The 22,767-nt window shown below is 69.9% G+C and carries 3 protein-coding genes; all 3 read right to left on the reverse strand.

What is annotated here, in order from left to right:
* A partial coding sequence (locus HY68_RS23620; protein ID WP_041991949.1) for a condensation domain-containing protein occupies nt 1-1,464 on the reverse strand: 1,464 nt, incomplete at its 3' end.
* Nucleotides 1,465-1,466: 2 nt separating this feature from the next.
* Complete coding sequence (locus tag HY68_RS23625) at nt 1,467-2,294, reverse strand: hypothetical protein (RefSeq protein WP_041991951.1); 828 nt, start codon at nt 2,292-2,294, stop codon at nt 1,467-1,469.
* A 70-nt stretch (nt 2,295-2,364) separates the two neighbouring features.
* Nucleotides 2,365-22,767: a type I polyketide synthase gene (locus tag HY68_RS45420; RefSeq protein WP_241778664.1), complete on the reverse strand. Its 20,403-nt coding sequence runs from the start codon at nt 22,765-22,767 to the stop codon at nt 2,365-2,367.

Raw genomic sequence — 22,767 nt, forward strand, 5'->3', positions numbered from 1 at the left:
CCCTGTCTCCGACTCCCGCCCCGAATCCGACTCCGCAGCGCCGGAGGCCGAGACCCGCCGCGCGATCGATTCCAGCACGGTCGTGGGTTTCACGGGCCGGTCCGTGGCGTTCGCGGCCCCGATCACCTCCGTGTCCCGCCCGCTCCACACCTGTATCTCCGCGAGAGGCTCGTCCGGCCGGCGCGCGAGCGTCACCAGCAGATCGTCGTACCGGGCCAGCAGCAGCTCCACATCCGCCCGGTCCAGCACGTCGACGTAGAACGCCGCCCGCACCTTGATGTCCTCCGGGGTGGAGGTCACGAAGAACTCCAGGTCGAACTTGCTGGAACTGTTCTCCACCACCACGGCCGTGGCCAGCTGCCCGTCCAGGACGAACTCCCCGTCCATCGCGGCCGGGACGTAGTTGAACGTGTGCCGGAAGAGATTGTTCCGCCACGACGAGGCGTCCCGCTCCACGGCCTCCAGCAGATCGTCCACCGGATAGTCCGCGTGCGCCATCGCCTCCATGAACGTACGGCGCGCCAACCGGACGAACTTCCGGAAGCTCTCCGCCCGGTCGACCGGTGTCCGCAGGGTGAGTACGTTGATGTGGTAGCCGATCGTCTGCGCCGCCTCCGGTGTGCGCACACTGACGGGCGAACCGATCGTGAGATCGGGCCCGGCGCCGTGCGCCGCCAGCAGGACCCCGTACGCCGCCAGCAGGACCACCGACTCGGGCGCCCGCAACTCGCGCCGCATCAGCCGCACCGCGTCACGCGCGGCCGGCGAGAGAACATGATTGATCACATCACCGGCGAGCGTCGTCTCCGCCGCATCCGGCTTCTGGCACCACAGATCCAACTCAGTGGCCCGGAACCCGGCCAGCTTCCCGCGCCAGAACTCCGCACTGGCCGGGTTCGGCGCAGGCTCCCGCCAGGCAGGCACAACGGCCACGGCCGCCGGCTCCGGCACCGCCCCCGAGGCAAGCGTGCCGTACAGGGACACGAACTCGCCGAGCAGCAGCGCGGACGACAGACCGTCGAAGACGGCGTGGTGGACCGCCAGGCAGAAGACCTCGCCGGACCCCTCAGGCACAACCGCCGCACGCACCAGCGGCCGGCCGTCCGGCCCGAACGGCTCAGCCACGAACCGGGTCAGCCACGCCCGCGCCCCGCCGTCGCCCGGCTCACCCTCCACGATCCGCAACGCGGTCTGGTCAGGCGACAGGGTCTCCCGCGTCAACCCCTCGGCGCCGGCCCGGAAGACCGTACGCAACACCTCGTGGCGGCGCAGCAGCAGCGTCAGCGTCTCCAGCAGGACGGGCCGCCGCAGCCGCCCCTCCACACGGAACGCCACACTGAGGTTGTTCACACCCGTGCCGGGCACGAACTCCTCCAGAAGCCAAAGCGCTTCCTCCTTGTGCGTGGCCCGCTGCCGGGCCACCGCGGAGCGGGCGACCTCGCCGGATACCTGGTTGGTCGTCACAGTCACCTCTCCAGAAGCTTGCCGACGGCCTGCGCGACGCCGTCGGAACGCAGCAGCTCACCATGGCCGGCGTCGAACCTGATCTCCCGCGCCACCAGCTCGCCCGCACCGAACTCGCCTGTTCTGCGCAGCCGGTTGAGGCCGTTGTACTCGCCGGACGAACTCAGCGCGGTGGACTCCAGCCAGCGGTCGCGCGGATCCAGCCGGTCGGCGAAGCTCAGGTAGGAGAGGAACGCACTGAACAGCGCCCACATCTCGGTGCCGTACTCCTGATCGAGCCCGGCCCGCTCGAACGCGCGCTCACCGACCTGGCGGAACGTCCTGTACAGCTCCGACGCGTAATTCCCCACCGTCATGCCGTCGACCTGGATCAGGCGCTCGACCTCGCCCTGCGTCTCCGCGACGTCCTCCTCGGTGAGGATCGACGACAGCATGCCGAAGACATTGCCGAACTGGTAGCGGATGGTCTCCATGCTGGTCGGCTCAGGATCGAACAGTACGACCTGGGGCGCCTGCGCCTGCGACCCGGCCAACTCGTCGGCCAGCGCGGCCGCGTACACGGCGCCCACGCAGTACCCGAAGACCGCGCGCACGGTCAGCCCTTGCTCGCGCACCGGTTCCAGCCAGGACTGTACGTACTCCTTCACGTCCGTCCCGGAGCCGGGAGCGACGACCGGCGGATTGACGTGCCAGAACGTGGCGTCATGGCCGAGCTGTGCCACCAGGTCGGGAAACCCGGCCTCCGGGCGGCCCGTCGTGTGGAAGTCGGCACAGAGGATGAGCTCGTCCGAGCCCGAACGAAGAGTGTTCCAGGTGGTGTTGAGGTTCATCGGCACTTCTTTCGAATCTCGGCGCCACCGTGGTGACGGACCGGTCGGTGAATGGGGGGCAGTGGAGGCCCTAGGAGTCCCCGCCCTCCATGGCCAGTTGGATCAGGTTGTCCACGTCCATGCTGTCGATCGCCTCGTCGGCGTCCTCCGCCCTTTCGAGGTCGTCCGGACCCTGCGCGTCGGCCAGCTCCAGCAGCGCGTCCAACAGCCCCGACTCGCGCAGTTTCGCCACCGGGATCGCCGTCAGAAGCCCGCGCACCTCCGCATCGCCGCGCTGCGCCGTCACGACAGTCGCCGCCTCCGGGAAGAACTGCTCCAGGACAAAGGCAGTCAGGGCGCGAGGCGTCGGGTAGTCGAAGATGAGCGTGGTGGGCAACTGCAGCCGGGTGGCCGCCGTCAGATAATTGCGAAGCTCCACCGCGGTCAGGGAGTCGAAGCCGAGATCCTGGAACTGCCGGTCCGGCTCGATCGCCGAGCCGTCGGCGATGCCCAGCACAGCCGCCACCTGGCCCCGTACCAGCCCCGACATCACCGACTGCCGCTCCTCGGCACCCAGCGGCGCCAACCGCTGCGCCAACGCGTCCGCCCGCACCTCGGCCGAGGCTGCCGAACGCCGCGCGGTGCCCCGTACCAGCCCGCGCAGCATGCCTGGCACCTGGCCGACCGCCGCACCGATGGCCTTGAGGTCGAACTGGGCGGGAACGAAGGTGGGCTGGTCGGAGCTGAGTGTGGCGTCGAAGAGGGTGAGGCCGTCGTCGGGTGTGAGGGGGGTGATGCCGGTGCGCTCCAGGCGGCGGAGGTCGGTGTCGGCGAGTTGGCCGGTCATGCCGCCGGTTTCCCATAGTCCCCAGGCGAGTGAGGTCGCCGGGAGGTGGTGGGTGTGGCGGTGGGTGGCGAGGGCGTCGAGGAAGGCGTTGGCGGCGGCGTAGTTGGCCTGTCCGGCGCCGCCGAGGGTGCCGGAGACGGAGGAGAAGAGCACGAACGCGGTGAGGTCGAGGTCGCGGGTGAGTTCGTGGAGATGCCAGGCGGCATCCGCCTTGGGCCGCAGAACCGTATCCATCCGGTCCGGGGTGAGGGACGGGATCGTAGCGTCGTCCAGAACACCGGCGGTGTGGATGACACCGGTCAGCGGGTGGTCGGCGGGTACGGAGGCGATGAGTGCGGCGAGGGCGTCGCGGTCGGTGACGTCGCACGCGGTGGCGGTGACCTGGGCCCCGTGCGCGGTGAGTTCGGTCAGGAGGCCGTCGGCGCCGGGGGCGTCGGGTCCGCGCCGGCTGGCGAGGAGGAGGTGGCGTACGCCGTGTTCGGTGACGAGACGGCGGGCGACCAGAGCACCGAGACCACCGGTGCCACCGGTGACCAGGACGGTGCCGTCCGGCGTGAAGACCGTCTCGTCTCGCGTCTCCGCAATGACGGCCCGGGTCAGCCGAGCCACCCGTGTCCCGCCCGCACGGATTGCGAGCTGCGGCTCACCGGTCGACAGTGCGCTGCCGATGGCGTTGGTGGATGCGGGGTCGTCGTCCAGATCCAGCAGCACGAACCGGTTCGGCTGCTCGGCCTGCGCGGCGCGTACGAGACCCCAGACCGCGGCCTGTACCGGATCGGCATCCCCGGACGGGTCGACGGCCACCGCGCCCTGGGTGACGACCACCAGTCGGGAAGCGGCGAAGCGCTCGTCTACCAGCCACTGTTGCACGGCACCCAGCACGTGATGCGTCAGCGCGCGGACCGCTTCCGGCACCCCTGCGGATGTCGGCTCAGGCAGCCTCAGCAGCACATACTCCGGAACATCACCAACTGCCAGCTCGGAGAGATCCGACAGCTCCGTATACGCCGGAGCCACCGTGGTGCCCGGCGCCGCATCCGCCACCGACCAGTCCAACTGGAAGAGAGCGTCGCGGGGCTGGCCGGAGGACAGTCCGCTCAAGGAGACGGGCCGCAGGGTGAGGGAGGCGATGTCGGCGACCGGTTCGCCGGTGCCGTCCGCCATCGCGAGAGCTATCGCGCCGCCGGCGGCGGTGATGCGGACACGGAGCTGAGTGGCGCCGGTCGCGTGCAGGGTCATCTGGTTCCAGGCGAAGGGCAGATGGGGTCGGCCGGCTTCGTCGGCCGGCAGGAAGTCGCCCAGGGCGATGGCGTGCAGGGCGCCGTCGAGGAGGGCGGGGTGGATGCCGAAGCGCGCCGCGTCCGCGTGGGCTTGCTCGGGGAGGGTGATGTCCGCGTAGACGTCGTCCCCGTCGCGCCATGCGGCGGTCAGGGTCCGGAAGACATCGCCGTACTCCAGTCCCAGATCAGTCAGGTCGTCGTAGAGGACGTCCACTGCCAGCGGCTCAGCGTCCTTCGGGGGCCACTGGAGCAGGTCGAAGTGCGGTGCCTCGGCGGTGGCGGCCAGTAGTCCTTGTGCGTGTGGGGTCCAGGGCGCTGTCAGGTCGCTGTCCTCGGTACGGGAGTACACGGTCAACGACCGCCTGCCGGTGGCGTCGGCCGCTCCGAGAACGAGTTGGAGCTGACTGCTGCCGTGCGGGGGCAGGACGAGTGGGGCCTGGAGGGTGAGTTCTTCGAGTACGGGGGTGCCGGTTTCGTCGCCTGCGCGGATGGCGAGTTCGGCCAGCGCGGCGCCCGGGAGGATGACCGTGCCGTTGACGGCGTGGTCGGCCAGCCAGGGGTGGGTGGTGAGGGAGAGCCTTCCGGTCACGGTGAGTTGGCCGCTTTCCGGCGAGGGAATGGCGGCGGTGAGGAGCGGATGGTTGACGGCAGCCTGACCGGCGGTCGTGACGTCACCGGCCGCTGCCGTGGACTTCAGCCAGTAGTGCTGGTGTTGGAAGGCGTAGGTGGGCAGTTCCACGTGCTGGCGGCGCGCGTTGGCGAAGTACGTCGTCCAGTCCACGCGTACGCCACGGGTGTGGAGGGTGGCGAGGGCTTCGAGCAGGGCGCGTGTCTCGTCACGGTCCTTGCGGACGGCCGGGATGAGGGTCGTGGTCTCGTCGCCGTCGAGGGTCTGCTGGGCAAGACCGGTGAGAACACCGTCCGGACCGACTTCGACGAAGAGGGTGGCACCGGTCGCACGAGCCGCCGTCACGCCGTCTGCGAAGCGGACCGCTTCGCGGACGTGCTGTACCCAGTAGTCGGGGGTGGTGAGTTGGCCGGGTTCGGCGAGCTGTCCGGTGACGTTGGAGATGAGCGGGATGGTCGGCTCGGCGTAGGTGAGGCTCTGGGCGATCTGCCGGAACTCCGCCAGCATCGGGTCCATCAGCGGCGAGTGGAAGGCGTGCGAGACGCGCAGTCTGCGCGTCCGGATCTTGCGATCCGCCAGCAGCTGCCCGATGTCCTCGACCGCTGACTCCGCACCGGAGATCACCACAGCGGCGGGTCCGTTGACGGCCGCGATGCTCACTTCATGCTCGTGGCCCGCCAGCAGCGGCAGAATGTCCGCTTCGGGTGCGGCGATGGCGAGCATGGCACCGCCGGTGGGCAGGGCCTGCATCAGCCGGGCTCGTGCTGCGACGAGGCGGCTGGCGCCTTCCAGGGAGAAGACCCCGGCAACGTGTGCGGCTGCCAGTTCACCGATGGAGTGTCCGGCCAGTACGTCCGCCGTAATCCCGTAGGAGACCAGCAGCCGGTACAGCGCCACTTCGAAGGCGAACAGGGCGGGCTGTGTCATGCCGGTCTCGTTCAGCAGCGAGGCCAGTTCCGAGTCCGGCTCGGCGTGGACGACGTCCCGTAGCGGGTGTGCCAGCAGCGGATCCAGAACCGCACACACCTCATCCCAGGCGGCAGCGAACACCGGGAACGCGGCGGCGAGTTCGCGGCCCATGCCCGGCCGCTGACTGCCCTGTCCGGCGAACAGCAGCGCGAGCTTCCCGCCCGTCCCGCTGCCCGTCACCACACCGGCAGTCGTTGTCCCGGACGCCAGCGCCTTGAGGCCGGCCAGCAGCTCGTCACGGCCTTCGGCGACCACCACCGCCCGGTGATCCAGGACCCCACGTGAGGAGACCAGTGCCTCGGCGACCGCAGCGACATCCGCCAGGTTGCCGTCGTCGGTGGTCCACGTCCCCAGGCGCTCGGCCTGTGCGCCGAGGGCGGCTGCGCTGCGCGCGGAGATCAGCCACGGCAGCACCGACGGCGCTTCCGCCGCGTTGGTGACGTCCTGCGGTTCGGTCTCGCCCTGTTCGATGACTACGTGGGCGTTGGTGCCGCTGATGCCGAACGAGGAGATCGCTGCTCGCCGAGGGTGGTTGGACTCGGGCCATTGCTGGGCCTCGGTGAGGAGTTCGACAGCGCCTGCGGACCAGTCGACGTGTGGTGACGGGGCGTTCACGTGCAGGGTCTGGGGGAGTAGGCCGTGGCGCATGGCCATGACCATTTTGATGATGCCGGCGACGCCTGCGGCGGCTTGGGTGTGGCCGATGTTGGATTTGATGGAGCCGAGCCACAGGGGGTGGTCTTCGGGGCGGTCTTGTCCGTACGTCGCCAGCAACGCCTGTGCCTCGATGGGGTCGCCGAGTGTGGTGCCGGTTCCGTGGGCTTCGACGGCGTCGATGTCTGCTGTGGTGAGGTGGGCGTTGGCGAGGGCTTGTCGGATGACTCGTTGTTGTGAGGGGCCGTTGGGGGCGGTGAGGCCGTTGCTGGCGCCGTCCTGGTTGATGGCTGATCCGCGTACGACTGCCAGGACCGGATGACCGTTCCGCCGGGCGTCGGAGAGTCGTTCGACGAGGAGCATGCCGATGCCTTCGCCCCAGCCGGTTCCGTCGGCGGACGCGGAGAAGGCCTTGCACCGACCGTCGACCGACAGCCCGCGCTGCCGGGAGAACTCGATGAACGTGTTCGGCGTGGCCATCACCGTCACACCACCGGCCAGCGCCATGTCACACTCACCCGACCGCAGTGCCTGCACCGCAAGATGCAACGCCACCAGTGACGACGAGCACGCCGTGTCGACCGTTACCGCAGGACCCTCGAAACCGAAGGTGTACGACACCCGACCCGACGCGACGCTGCCCGAGTTGCCGGTCCCGACCAGCCCTTCCAGCTCCGGCGGCGTCTCACCGGACTGAGAGCCGTAGTCGTGGTACATGACGCCGGCGAAGACGCCCGTTTTGCTGCCCCGCAGCCCGGCCGGGTCAACACCCGCCCGCTCCAGTGCCTCCCACGACGTCTCCAGCAGCAGTCGCTGCTGCGGGTCCATGGCAAGGGCCTCACGCGGCGAGATCCCGAAGAACCCCGGGTCGAACTCGCCCGCGTCGTGCAGGAATGCGCCGTGGCGGGCGTACGACGTGCCCCGGCTCGCCGGGTCCGGGTCGTAGAGCTTGTCCAGGTCCCAGCCACGGTCGGTCGGGAAGCCCGAGACCGTGTCGCGAGCTTGCGCGAGCAGATCCCACAGGCCTTCGGGCGAAACCACGCCGCCCGGGTAGCGGCAGGCCATACCGACGATGGCGATCGGGTCGTCGTTCACCGCTGTGGTGGCGACGGCGAGGGGGGCGTCTGTGGTGGTGCCGAGGAGTTCGGTGGCCAGGTGGTCGGCGAGCACGGTCGGTGTGGGGTAGTCGAAGACGAGTGTGGTGGGGAGCCTGAGCCCGGTTGCGGTGTTGAGCCGGTTGCGGAACTCGACCGCGGTGAGCGAGTCGAACCCGAGATCCTGGAAGGTCCGGTCCCGGGACACTTCCTGCTCGTCGGAGAATCCGAGGACCGCAACCAGCTGCGAAGTGAGCAACCGCACCAGCTCGTCACGTTGTTCGGCGTCGGTGAGACGGGAAAGCGACTGGCGCAGACTTCCGTCAGCTCCGGCCGTCCCGGCACCGCTGCTCGCGCGACGTACGGGCGTGCGTACGACTCCACGCAGGATCGGTTGCAGTACACCCGACCGGGCTTGCTCCTGGAGGGCCGGCACGTTGAGACGTACGGGAACCAGGAGTTCATGATCGCTGCGAACCGCGAGGTCGAAGAGATCGAGACCCTGCTCGGCGGACAGAGCGGCAACCCCCGAACGCCGCATGCGTTCCAGGTCGACCTCGCCCAGGACACCTGCCATGCCGCCGGTCTCCCACAGGCCCCAGGCGAGGGAGGTGGCGGGCAGACCCTCGGTGTGGCGGTGGGTGGCGAGGGCGTCGAGGAAGGCGTTGGCCGCGTCGTAGTTGCCCTGTCCTGCCGCGCCGAGGATGCCCGAGAGGGAGGAGAAGAGCACGAATGCGGTGAGGTCGAGATCGCGGGTGAGTTCGTGGAGGTGCCAGGCGGCATCCGCCTTGGGCCGCAGGACCGAGTCCATACGGTCGGGCGTGAGCGACGCGATGGTCGCGTCGTCAAGGGTGCCGGCGGTGTGGACGACCCCGGTCAGCGGGTGGTCGGCGGGTATGGAGGCGATGAGTGCGGCGAGGGCGTCGCGGTCGGTGACGTCGCAGGCTGCGGTGGTGACGTGGGCTCCCAGCGAGGTGAGTTCGGTCAGGAGGTCGTCGGCGCCGGGGGCGTCGGGTCCGCGTCGGCTGGCGAGGAGCAGGTGGCGTACGCCGTGCTCGGTGACGAGACGGCGGGCGACCAAGGCACCGAGTCCGCCGGTGCCGCCGGTGATGAGGACGGTGCCTTCGGATCCGAAGGCGGTTGCGTCCGAGCTGGGTACGGCTGCCCGGGTCAGCCGTGGAACCCGTATCTCACCAGCACGCAGGGCGAGTTGCGGCTCGTCTGCGGCCAGCGCCCGGCCGAGAGCGCGTACCGACGCGGGATCGTCGTCCAGGTCCACCACGGTGAGCCGGTCCGGCTGTTCCGCCTGGGCGGCTCGTACCAGACCCCATACCGCTGCCTGTACCGGATCGGCGTCGGCCGCCGGATCCGTTGCCACCGCGCCACGCGTGACCACCACGAGCCGCGAGCCGTCGAATCGATCGGCCGTCAGCCACTCCTGGACACGCGCCAGCATGGTGTGCGTGATCCGGTGCACCGAATCCAGAACATCCATGTCCGGCTTGCTCGCTGCGGGGCCGGGGGTGGCGATCAGCACATACGCGGGAACGTCGTCCCGCTCGGCGAGGGCGGAGAGACTCGGACAGGTCTCAGCGCCCGTGCCGAGGTCGTCGCTGCCGAGCACGGCCCACCGGGGCTCCGGCAGGTCCGCACCGGAGGGCAGAGCCGTCCAGTCGATCCGGAGCAGTGAGTCACCGTGTCGTGTCCCAGACTGGGCCAGGCTGTCAACGGCAAGCGGGCGCAAGGTCAGCGACCCGATCTCGGCGACCGGCGCACCGGCGGCGTCCGAGAGGGCGAGAGCGATCCGCCTGTCCGCGGTGGAGGTGACCCGGACCCGCAGGGCCGTCGCTCCGGTCGCGTACAGGGCGAACTGGTCCCAGGCGAAGGGCAGATACGGCTGCCCGGTCACGGTCTCGCCCAGGAAGTCACCGAGGCCGACGGCATGCAGAGCGCTGTCGAGGAGCGCGGGATGGATACCGAAACGGCCGGCGTCCGCGTGCGCCTCCTCGGGAAGCGTGATGTCGGCGTAGACCCCGTCGCCGTCGCGCCATGCGGCGGTCACGCCCTGGAAGACCTCGCCGTACTCCAGCCCTTGGACCGCCAGATCGCGGTACAGGTCCTGCACGTCGACCGCCTGCGCGCCCTGCGGCGGCCAATTCGTCAGGTCGTAGGCGGGCGTTGGAGCCGTGTCGGCCAAGACACCCTCGGCGTGCCGCTGCCAGTCTCCATCTCCCGCATGGCCGCCTTCGGCTCGCGAGTGAATCGCCACCGGCCGTCGGCCGCTGTCGTCGGCCGATCCGAGAGTGAGTCGGAGCTGCACGTTGCCGTGCTCGGGCAGGACGAGTGGGGCCTGGAGCGCCAGTTCTTCGAGTACAGGTGTGCCGGTCTCGTCGCCTGCACGGACGGCGAGTTCGGCCAGCGCGGCGCCCGGGAGGACGACGGTGCCGTTGACCGCGTGGTCGGCGAGCCACGGCTGGGCCGCCAGCGACAGCCGACCGGTGAGCAGCACCCCATCGGAACCAGGCAGCTCGGCCGATGCGCTGAGCAACGGGTGCTCCACCGTCACCAGGCCCGCCGATGCCATGTCTCCCGCCGGGACGCCGGACTCCAGCCAGTACCGCCGGCTTTGGAAGGCATAGGTGGGCAGGTCGAGATGGCGGGAGGCGGTGGTGGCGAAGTAGGACGTCCAGTCGACGGGTGTGCCGTGGGTGTGGAGGGTCGCGAGGGCTTCGAGCAAGGCGTGTGTCTCGTCGCGGTCCTTGCGCACGGCCGGGATGAACGCGGTGCCTTCGTCGGTGTCGAGGGTCTGCTGGGCGAGGCCGGTGAGGACGCCGTCGGGGCCGACCTCGACGAAGAGGGTGGCGCCTGCTGCATGGGCTGCGGTGAGGCCGTCTGCAAAGCGGACTGCTTCACGGACGTGCTGTACCCAGTAGTCGGGGGTGGTGAGTTGGCCGGGTTCGGCGAGCTGTCCGGTGACGTTGGAGATGAGCGGGATGGTCGGCTCGGCGTAGGTGAGGCTCTGGGCGATCTGCCGGAAGTCCGCCAGCATCGGTTCCATCAACGGCGAGTGGAAGGCGTGCGAGACGCGCAGCCTGCGCGTCCGGATCTTGCGATCCGCCAGCAGCTGCCCGATGTCCTCGACCGCTGACTCCGCACCGGAGATGACGACGGCGGTAGGTCCGTTGACGGCCGCGATGCTTACATCGTGCGCGTGGCCTGCCAGCAGCGGGAGAATGTCCGCTTCGGGGGCGGCGATGGCGAGCATGGCGCCGCCGGTGGGCAGGGCCTGCATCAGCCGGGCTCGTGCTGCGACGAGGCGGCACGCATCCTCCAGGGAGAAGACCCCGGCAACGTGTGCGGCTGCCAGTTCACCGATGGAGTGTCCGGCGAGTACGTCGGCGGTGATGCCGTACGAGACCAGCAGCCGGTACAGGGCCACTTCGAAGGCGAACAAGGCGGGCTGTGTCATGCCGGTCTCGTTCAGCAGTGAGGCCAGTTCCGAGCCTGGCTCGGCGTGGACGACGTCCCGTACCGGGTGTGCCAGCAGCGGATCCAGAACCGCACACACCTTGTCCAGCGTGGCAGCGAACACCGGGAACGTGGCTGCCAGTTCGCGGCCCATGCCCAGCCGCTGACTGCCCTGTCCGGCGAACAGCAGCGCGAGCCTCTTACCCGTACCACTACCGGTCACGACACCCGTGGCAGACGTCCCGGAGGCCAGCGCCGCCAAACCGGCCAGCAGGTCTTCCCGGTCTTCTCCGACGACGACGGCTCGTTTGTCAAGCACCGTCCGCGAGGACACCAACGCCAGCCCCGCCGCGGCGATATCCGTATCCGGAGCATCCTCCGCCCATTCCCGCAGGCGTGCGGCCTGGACCGCCAGTGCTTCCGGGTTGCGGGCGGAGATCATCCATGGCACGAGCGGCAGTGCCTGCCTGTCAGCCTCGACGGCCGAGTCGGCCAACTCGCCCTGTTCGATGACTACGTGGGCGTTGGTGCCGCTGATCCCGAACGAGGAGATCGCTGCTCGCCGAGGGCGGTCGGACTCGGGCCATTCCTGGGCCTCCGTCAGCAGCTCGACCGCGCCCGCCGACCAGTCCACGTGCGGCGACGGCGCATCCACATGCAGGGTCTGCGGCAGGACACCGTGGCGCATGGCCATGACCATTTTGATGATGCCGGCGACGCCTCCGGCGGCTTGGGTGTGGCCGATGTTGGATTTGATGGAGCCGAGCCACAGAGGTTCGTTGTCCGCCCGGTCCTGTCCGTACGTCGCCAGGAGTGCCTGTGCCTCGATGGGGTCGCCGAGGGTGGTGCCGGTTCCGTGGGCTTCGACGGCGTCGATGTCTGCTGTGGTGAGGTGGGCGTTGGCGAGGGCTTGTCGGATGACTCGTTGTTGTGAGGGGCCGTTGGGGGCGGTGAGGCCGTTGCTGGCGCCGTCCTGGTTGATGGCTGATCCGCGTACGACGGCGAGGACGGGGTGTCCGTTGCGGTGGGCGTCGGAGAGTCGTTCGACGAGGAGCATGCCGATGCCTTCGCCCCAGCCGGTGCCGTCGGCGGACGCGGAGAATGCCTTGCACCGACCGTCGACCGACAGACCGCGCTGTCGGGAGAACTCGATGAACGTGTTCGGCGTGGCCATCACCGTGACACCACCGGCCAGCGCCATGTCGCACTCACCCGACCGGAGCGCCTGCACCGCCCAGTGCAAGGCGACCAGGGACGACGAGCAGGCGGTGTCGACGGTGACGGCCGGGCCTTCCAGACCGAAGGTGTAGGCCACCCGGCCGGAGGCGACGCTGCCCGAGTTGCCGGTGCCGACCATGCCTTCCAACTCCGACGGCAGCGAACCGATTTGCGAGCCGTAGTCGTGGTACATCACCCCGGCGAAGACACCCGTTCGGCTGCCCCGTAGCTCGGTCGCGTTGATCCCGGCCCGCTCGATCGCCTCCCAGGAGGTCTCCAGCAGCAGTCGCTGCTGCGGGTCCATGGCGAGAGCTTCCCGCGGCGAGATCCCGAAGAACCCAGGGTCGAAGTGGTCGGCGTCGTGGAGGAAACCCCCCAGACGTGTGTAGCTCGTCCCGGTGTGCTCGGGGTCCGGGTCGTAGAGCTTGTCCAGGTCCCAGCCGCGGTTGGTGGGGAAGGCGCTGATCGCGTCGTCCCCTTGGACGAGGAGTCGCCACAGGTCTTCGGGTGAGGTGATGTCTCCGGGGTAGCGGCAGGCCATGCCGACGATGGCGATCGGGTCGTCGCTGACCCCTGTGGTGGCGACGGCGGTGGGGGTGTCGATGGTGGTGCCGAGGAGTTCGGTGGCCAGATAGTCGGCGAGCGCCGTGGGCGTCGGGTAGTCGAAGACGAGCGTGGTGGGGAGCCGGAGTCCGGTGGCGGTGTTGAGCCGGTTGCGGAACTCGACCGCGGTCAGGGAGTCGAACCCGAGATCCTGGAACGCGCGATCCCGGGGCACTGCCTGCTGGTCGGCGAAACCGAGGACCTGCGCCAGGTGGTCACGGACCAGATCGATGATGAGCTGCTCACGCGCGGCGGGAGCGAGTCCGGCGAGCTGCCCCGCGAGTCCGTTCTCTGAAGTGCCGGCGGTGTGCGCGCTGCGCCGCGACGCGGGGCGCAGCAGCCCGCGAAGCATCGACGGTGCGGCGGCGTCGCCCGTGAACGAAGACAGCACGAACTGGGCCGGAACGAGGGTGGGTTGGTCGGAGCTGAGTGTGGCGTCGAAGAGGGCGAGGCCGTCGTCGGGCGAGAGTGGGCTGATGCCGCCACGTTCGAGGCGGCGGAGGTCGGTTTCGGCGAGTTGGCCGGTCATGCCGCCGGTTTCCCACAGTCCCCAGGCGAGGGACGTGGCGGCCAGACCCCGGGCGTGGCGATGGTGGGCGAGCGCGTCGAGGAAGGTGTTGGCGGCGGCGTAGTTGGCCTGCCCTGCCGCGCCGAGGGTGCCGGATACGGAGGAGAAGAGCACGAACGCGGTGAGGTCGAGATCGCGGGTGAGTTCGTGGAGGTGCCAGGCGGCGTCCGCCTTGGGCCGCAGGACGGAGTCCATACGGTCCGGCGTGAGCGAGATGATCGTGGCGTCGTCCAGGACACCTGCGGTGTGGACGACTCCGGTCAGGGCGTGGTCGGCGGGTATGGAGGCGATGAGTGCGGCGAGGGCGTCGCGGTCGGTGACGTCGCAGGCAACCGCGTCCACCTGAGCGCCGTACTCGGTCAGCTCCGCGACCAGCTCCTCAGCGCCGGGTGCGTCCGCTCCACGCCGGCTCGCCAACACCAGATGGCGCACACCGTGCTCAACCACCGCACGCCGGGCCACCAGCGCACCCAGGCCACCCGTACCGCCGGTGACCAGGACGGTGCCTTCGGACCCGAAGACGGTCCCGTCCGAGCCGGGCACGGCGGCCCGGGTCAGCCGAGGTACCCGTATCCCGCCCGCGCGGATCGCGAGCTGCGGCTCACCGGTCGCGAGTGCGGCGCTGATCGCCCCGGCGGATGCGGGGTCGTCGTCCAGATCGAGCAACACGAACCGGTCCGGCTGCTCCGCCTGCGCGGCCCGTACGAGACCCCACACGGCGGCCTGTACCGGATCAGCATCGCCACCCGCGTCCACGGCCACCGCGCCCCGGGTGACCACCACCAGACGGGAAGCAGCGAGCCGCCCGTCCACCAGCCACTCCTGCACCGCACCCAGTACATGATGGGTCAACGCGCGGGCCGCTTCCGGGACATCATCGGTCGCCGGCTCAGGCAGCCGCAGCAGCACATACTCCGGAAGGTCCCCGGCCATCACGCCGAAGCCTTCGGTTCCGACTTCGCCCCAGCTCAGCACGTCAGCGGGGACGGAGGAGCTGGGCGCAGCGGTCCAGGCGACCTGGAACAGGGAACGGCTGACCGCCGTGCCCGCAACCCGATCGGTGGAGACCGGACGCAGTACCAGGGACCCGATGTCGGCCACGGCCGCGCCGGTGCCGTCCGCGAGGGTCAGCGCCACCCGGCCATCGGCACCTGTGGGCGTGACATGGACGCGGAGTCTGGTCGCCCCCGACGCGTGCAGGACCAAGTGGTTCCAGGCGAAGGGCAGATAGGGGCGGCCTTCCGCGTCGTCCTGCAGGAAGTCGCCGAGGGCGATGGCGTGCAAGGCCGCGTCGAGAAGGGCCGGGTGGAGTCCGAAGCGCTCGGAGCCCGCGTGTGCCTGCTCGGGCAGCGTGACCTCCGCGAAGATCTCCTCACCCAGCCGCCACGCGCCGGTCAGACCTTGGAAGACCGCCCCGTACTCGACCCCCTTTCGGGCCAGATCGTCATAGAGCATGCCGACAGCGACGGGCTCCGCGCCCTGCGGCGGCCACTGCGTCAGGTCGGTGGACAGCGTGGGTGCGGAGGGTGTGGGAGGTGCGAGTGTGCCCTCGGCGTGTTCGGTCCAGGTGGCGGCGAGACCGTCGTCCTCGGCGCGCGAGTACACGGTCAACCGCCGCTTACCCTCGGCATCGGCCGTATCGACCACCAACTGAAGCTGCACGTTGCCGTGTTCGGGCAGCACGAGTGGGGCCTGAAGAGTGAGTTCTTCGAGTACGGGGGTGCCGGTCTCGTCGCCTGCGCGGATGGCGAGTTCGGCCAGCGCGGCGCCCGGGAGCACGACGGTGCCGTTGACGGCATGGTCGGCCAACCACGGCTGTGTCGCCAGGGACAGCCGGCCGCTGAAGACCATCGATTCCCCGCCCGCCACGTCCGTCGCCGCGCTGAGGAGCGGGTGGTCGACGGAGATGAGCCCGGCGGTGGTGACATCACCGGCGGCTGATCCGGACTCAAGCCAGTAGCGCTCTCGCTGGAAGGCGTAGGTGGGCAGTTCGAGGTGACGGAGTGGGGTGCGGTCGAAGTACGTGGCCCAGTCGACGCGTACGCCGTGGGTGTGAAGGGTGGCGAGGGCTTCGACCACGGCCCGCGCCTCGTCGCGGTCTTTGCGGACGGCGGGAACGAAGGCGGTGTTCTCGTCGCCGTCGAGGGTCTGCTGGGCGAGGCCGGTGAGGACACCGTCGGGGCCGACTTCGACAAACAGCGTGGCGCCTGTCGAGTGGGCTGCGGTGATGCCGTCCGCGAAACGAACCGCCTCACGGACGTGCCGCACCCAGTAGTCGGGGGTGGTGAGTTCGCCCTGTTCGGCGAGCTGACCGGTGACGTTGGAGATCAGCGGAATGGTCGGCTCGTGGTAGGTGAGTGATTGGGCGATCTGCCGGAACTCCGCCAGCATCGGGTCCATCAGAGGAGAGTGGAAGGCATGCGAGACGCGCAGTCTGCGCGTCCGGATCTTGCGATCCGCCAGCAGCTGACCGATGTCCTCAACCGCTGACTCCGCACCGGAGATGACCACGGCGGCAGGTCCGTTGACGGCCGCGATGCTCACCTGGTGCTCGCGGCCTGCCAGCAGCGGCAGCACCTCAGCCTCGGGGGCAGCGATGGCGAGCATCGCGCCACCACTCGGCAGCGCCTGCATCAGCCGGGCACGCGCCGCCACCAGACGGCACGCATCCTCCAGAGAGAACACCCCCGCCACATGTGCGGCCGCCAGTTCACCGATGGAGTGTCCGGCCAGTACGTCGGCGGTGATGCCGTACGAGACCAGCAACCGATACAGCGCCACCTCGAAGGCGAAGAGGGCGGGCTGTGTCATGCCGGTCTCGTCCAGCAGCCCGGCCAGTTCCGAACCTGGCTCCGCGTGGACGACATCCCGTACCGGGTGCGCCAGCAGCGGATCCAAAATCCCACAGACCTCATCCCAGGCAGCAGCGAACACGGGGAACGCAGCTGCCAACTCCCGGCCCATGCCGAGCCGCTGGCTACCCTGCCCGGCGAACAACAGCGCCAGCTTCCCGCCCGTACCACTGCCGCTCACCACACCCGCCGCGGACGCGCCCGACGCCAGCGCCTCCAGACCCGCCAGCAGCTCATTCCGGTCGGCTCCTACGACAACTGCCCGCTCGTCCAGCACCGTCCGCGAGGACACCAGCGCGCGGCCCACCGCAGCGACATCCGCCTCCGGAGAACGCACCGCCCACTCCCGCAGGCGTTCGGCCTGCACGGCCAGTGCCTCCGGGTTGCGGGCGGAGACCATCCACGGCACGAGCGGCAGAGCCGGCCCGTCAACCTCGCCCTGAGCCTCCGAAGCCGAGCCCGCCGACTCGCCTTGCTCAATGACCACATGGGCGTTCGTGCCGCTGACGCCGAACGACGAGATCGCCGCCCTGCGGGCCCGGGAGACCTCCGGCCAGGGTTGCGCCTTCGTCAGCAGCTCGACGGCGCCCGCCGTCCAGTCCACGTGCGGCGACGGCGCGTCGACATGCAGCGTCTGCGGCAGCACGCCGTGCCGCATCGCCATGACCATCTTGATGATGCCGCCCACACCCGCAGCCGCCTGCGTGTGACCGATGTTGGACTTCAACGACCCCAGCCACAGCGGCCGGTCCTTCGACCGGTCCTGCCCGTACGTCGCCAGTACCGCTTGCGCCTCTATTGGGTCGCCCAGCGTCGTACCGGTCCCGTGTGCCTCCACGGCGTCGATGTCTGCCGTCGTCAGTCCGGCGTTGGCGAGCGCTTGGCGGATCACCCGCTCCTGTGAGGGGCCGTTCGGTGCCGTGAGGCCGTTGCTCGCTCCGTCCTGATTGATTGCCGACCCGCGCACCAGCGCCAGCACGGGATGACCGTTCCGGCGCGCGTCCGACAGGCGCTCCACGAGCAGCATGCCGACGCCCTCGGCCCACCCGGTACCGTCCGCCGACGCCGAGAACGCCTTGCAGCGGCCGTCGACCGACAACCCGCGCTGGCGCGAGAACTCGACGAAGACGTTGGGCGTTGCCATGACCGTGGCGCCGCCGGCAAGGGCCATGTCGCACTCGCCCGACCGCAGAGCCTGCGCCGCGAGATGCAGTGCCACCAGTGACGACGAGCATGCCGTGTCCACCGTTACCGCAGGGCCTTCCAGCCCGAAGGTGTACGACACCCGGCCCGAGGCGATGCTGCCCGCGCTGCCGTTGATGACGAATCCCTCGAACCCCTCCGGGGCCTGCGGCAGTCGGGAACCGTAGTCGTGGTACATCACACCGGTGAAGACACCGGTACGGCTGCCCCGCAGTCCCGCCGCGTCGATCCCTGCCCGCTCGATCGCCTCCCACGAGGTCTCCAACAACAACCGCTGCTGCGGGTCCATGGCCGTGGCTTCACGGGGTGAGATCCCGAAGAACCCGGGGTCGAAGCGGTCGGCTTCGTGGAGGAAGCCGCCCTCTCGTGCGTAACTCGTGCCGGAGTGCTCGGGATCGGGATCGTAGAGCCCGTCCAGGTCCCAGCCGCGGTTGGTCGGGAAGGTGGTGATTGCGTCGTCGGCCTGGACAAGGAGGCGCCACAGGTCTTCGGGGGAGGTGATGTCTCCGGGATAGCGGCAGGCCATCCCGACGATCGCGATCGGGTCGTCGTTCACGGGCGAACTGGCGGAGGCGACGGGCTTCAGCTCGGCCACGGTGCCCACGAGTTGGTCGCGGAGATGTGCGGCCAGTGCGTCGGAGGTCGGGAAGTTGAAGAGGAGCGTCGCGGGGAGACGCAGGCCTGTGGCGGTGTTCAACCGGTTGCGGAGCTCGACGGAGCTGAGGGAGTCGAAGCCGAGATCCTTGAAGGCAATGGTCGTGTCGACGGTCTGGGAGGAGGCGTGTCCCAGCGTGAGAGCGACGTGGGTACGGATGAGGTCCAGGAGTGCGCTCACCTGTTCCTCGGTCGGCAGCCCGCGCAACCGGCCCGCAAGCACACCCGAAGCCGTCTGCGCCGCGCTGCCCGCCGTCGCACGCCGTACCGGAGACCTGACCAGACCACGGAAGACGGCCGGGATCTCGTCCTGCCTGCGAAGGGCCGCAGTGTCGAGGCGGCCCGGAACGACCGACGCCGCGTCGAGCGACAGAGCGGCGTCGAAGAGCGCCAGGCCCTCGGCTGCCGGGAGCGGCGCGACTCCGGTCCTCGCGAGGCGTGCCACATCTGCCGCGCTCAGCGCACCGGCCATACCGCTGCCGAGATCCCACAGCCCCCAGGCGAGCGAGGTGGCGGGCAGCCCCTGGGCGCGCCGATGGAGGGCGAGAGCGTCCAGGAAGACGTTGGCTGCGGCGTAGTTCCCCTGGCCCGCACTGCCCACCGTGCCGGCGATCGACGAGAACAGGACGAAGGCCGAAAGACCGAGTTCCTTGGTCAGATCGTGCAGGTGCCAGGAAGCGTCGGCCTTCGGGCCGAAGACCCGGTCGATGTGCGCTGCGGAGAGCGATGCCACCGCGCCGTCGTCCACGATGCCGGCCAGATGGACAACCGCCGTCAACGGCCGTGCTGCGGGGATCGACCCCAACAGCGCGGCGATCTGCTCCCGTTCACGCACATCGCAGGTCGCGACGCCGACTTCCGCGCCGAGCGACTCCAGCTCCGCCACGAGGACGTCGGCCCCCGGCGCTTCGATGCCCCGACGGCCCGCCAACAGCATGTGGCGTACGCCGTGTTCGGCGACGAGATGGCGTGCGACCAGCGCGCCGAGTTCTCCCATGCCTCCGGTGAGGAGCACTGTGCCCTCAGGGTTCCAGGCCGTCGGCTCGCCAGCGCCGGTCGCGCCGGTCGCTCCGGTCGCGCCGGTCGCTCCGGTCCTCTCCGGGACAACCGCCAGGCGGGGTACGTGCAAGGCGCCGTGGCGCACGGCCACTTGAGGTTCGCCGGTGGCGCAGGCCGCCAGGATCGCCAGCGTCGAGTCGGCATGACCGTCCGTGTCCAGCAGTGTGAACCGTCCGCCGTACTCGGACTGCGCGGACCGGACCAACCCCCAGACGGGCGCGACCGAAAGTTCAGGTATGTCGCCGTCGCGTGCGGCGACCGCCCCGGTGGTCACAAGAACCAGTCGGCTGTCGGCCAGGCTCTCGTCAGCGACCCAATCCTGAAGCAGCTGGAGCGTCGCGTACATGCTGCGCCGGGTCTCGGCGAGTACGTCCACGCCGCTCGCCACAGCAGTGTCCGTTCCTTCCCCGGTCGGCTCGGCTTGCGGCAGTTCTACGAGTACGACGTCGGGCACGTCCTCGCCCGCGCCGATGGCCTCGCGCAGCGCGGACAGGTCGGCGTAGGAAGCGGTGAGACCGTCACGCGGAGCGGACACCGGGGCACCGCCCAGGGCGACGACCCGCCCCGGCGTGCCCGCCTTCGCGACAGCCGTCGGAGGCAGGGCCGTCCACTCCAGTCCGAAGAGGGAGCCCGCCGAGGCCTCCGACACCGCGGATTCGAGCTGTTCAGCGGATGCCGTCCTGACCCCGAGCGACCGTACGGAGGCGACCGGCAGCCCGGACGGATCCGCGATGTCCACGGACACCTCGCCCGGTCCTGTCGGTGCCATGCGGACACGTAGCGAGGTGGCACCCACGGCGGACAGGGAGACCCCGGACCAGGCGAACGGCAGGTAGGGACGGCCCTCTTCGGCCTTCGGCAGCACGATGCCGAGGGTGATGGCATGCAGGGCGGCGTCGAGGAGGGCGGGGTGCAGGCCGAAGCGTGCCGCGTCTCCGTGGGCCTGTTCCGGCAGTGTGATCTCGGCGTAGACCTCGTCACCGTCGCGCCATGCGGACGTCAGTCCCTGGAAGACCGGTCCGTACGCAAGACCCGCCCCGGCAAGGTAGTCGTACAGCCCGTCCAGCGAGACCGGCTGTGCGCCGAGCGGCGGCCACTGCGTCAGGTCGTACGACGGTGCCAACTCGACGGGTGACAGGGTGCCTTGTGCGTGCCGCAGCCAGTTCGATGTGTCCTGGACCCGGGAGAAGGCCGTGATGCCGCGCAGCCCCGCGTCGTCAGGACTGTCTACCAGCACCTGGAGTTGCACGGACCCTTCCTGAGGAAGGACAAGCGGTGCTTCCAGGGTCAGTTCGGCCACTGCTTCGCAGTCACCGGTCTGTGCTGCGGCCTCCAATGCCAGCTCCACGACTGCCGTGCCCGGGAGCAGTACGTTTCCGAGGACGTTGTGGTCGGCGAGCCAAGGGTGGGTGGTGAGGGCGAGCCGTCCGGTGAGGGTGAGGTGGTCGCTGTCCGGGGAGGGCACGGCGGCGGTGAGGAGGGGATGGTCGATGGGCGCGAGTCCGGCGGTGGTGACGTCGCCGGTCCTGGATGTCGAGTTGAGCCAGTAGTGCTCGTGTTGGAAGGCGTAGGTCGGTAGCGCCACGTGCTGGGCCGGCACGGTGGCGAAGTACGGTGCCCAGTCGACGCGTACGCCGCACGTGTGGAGCGTCGCCAGCGCTTCGACTACGGCGCGTGTCTCGTCGCGGTTCTTGCGGACGGCCGGGACGAATGCGGTGTTGTCGTCGGTGTCGAGGGTCTGCTGGGCGAGGCCGGTGAGGACGCCGTCGGGGCCGATCTCGACGAAGAGAGTGGCACCGGTTGCACGGGCCGCTGTCACGCCGTCCGCGAAGCGGACCGCCTCGCGGACGTGCCGCACCCAGTAGTCGGGGGTGCTGAGCTGGCCGTGTTCGGCAAGCTCACCGGTGACGTTGGAGATCACCGGGATGGTGGGCTCCGCGTAGGTGAGGGTCTGGGCGATCTGCCGGAAGTCGTCCAGCATGGGGTCCATCAGAGGGGAGTGGAAGGCGTGCGAGACCCGCAGCCTGCGGGTCCGGATCTCCCGATCGGCCAGCAGCTGCCCGATGTCCTCGACCGCGGACTCCGCACCGGAGATGACGACGGCGGCGGGTCCGTTGACGGCCGCGATGCTCACGTGGTGCTCGCGGCCTTCCAGCAGCGGAAGTACGTCCGCCTCGGGTGCGGCGACGGCGAGCATGGCGCCACCAGACGGCAGTGCCTGCATCAGCCGGGCACGAGCCGCCACCAGACGGCACGCGTCCTCCAGCGAGAAGACCCCCGCCACATGCGCGGCTGCCAGCTCACCGATGGAATGCCCGGCCAGTACGTCCGCCGTAACTCCGTACGAGGCCAGCAGCCGGTACAGGGCCACCTCGAAGGCGAACAGGGCCGGTTGTGTCATCCCGGTCTCGTCGAGCAGCCCAGCTAGCTCCGAACCCGGCTCCGCGTGGACGACGTCCCGTAGCGGGTGTGCCAGCAGCGGATCCAGAACCGTACACACCTCGTCCAGCGCGGCAGCGAACACCGGGAACGTGGCTGCCAGTTCGCGGCCCATGCCCAGCCGCTGACTGCCTTGCCCGGCGAACAGCAGCGCGAGTTTCCCGCCCGTACCACTGCCGGTCACCACACCGGCAGCCGATGTCCCGGAGGCCAGTGCCTCCAGGCCCGTCAGCAGCTCGTCCCGGTCGGCGCCCACCACAACCGCCCGCTCATCGAGCGGCACCCGGCTGTCGACCAGCGCCCGGCCCACCACGGCAGGAGAGGTCTCGGCAGCCCCTGCAGCCCATTCCCGCAGACGGGCCGCCTGGGCGGCCAGCGCCTCCGCGTTGTGCGCCGAGATGACCCACGGCACCAGCGACGGTTCCGGTCGGTCCGTCTCGACAGTGGAATCCGTACGTTCGTCCTGCTCGATGATCACGTGTGCGTTCGTGCCGCTGAACCCGAACGACGAGACCGCCGCCCGCCGGGGGTGGCCGAACTCGGGCCAGTCCTGGGGCTCGTTCAGCAACTTCACAGCGCCCGCCGACCAGTCCACGTGTGGTGTGGGCTCGTCCGCGTGGAGCGTCTGCGGCAGCACGCCGTGCCGCATCGCCATGACCATCTTGATGATGCCGCCCACACCGGCAGCCGCCTGGGCGTGGCCGATGTTCGACTTCAGCGACCCCAGCCACAGCGGCCGGTCCTCGGCCCGCCCCTGCCCGTATGTCGCGATCAGGGCCTGCGCCTCGATCGGGTCACCCAGCGTCGTGCCGGTCCCGTGTGCCTCGACAGCGTCGATATCCGACGTCGTCAGGCCCGCATTCGCCAGCGCCTGGCGGATCACCCGCTGCTGCGACGGGCCGTTCGGCGCCGTGAGGCCGTTGCTCGCACCGTCCTGGTTGATCGCCGACCCGCGCAC

Source organism: Streptomyces sp. AcH 505 (assembly GCF_000818175.1).
GTDB lineage: Bacteria > Actinomycetota > Actinomycetes > Streptomycetales > Streptomycetaceae > Streptomyces.

What these genes read in the sequence shown, in the direction of transcription:
- HY68_RS23625 (WP_041991951.1), bottom strand. Translation starts at nt 2,294, where the DNA reads ATGAACCTCAACACCACCTGGAACACTCTTCGTTCGGGCTCGGACGAG.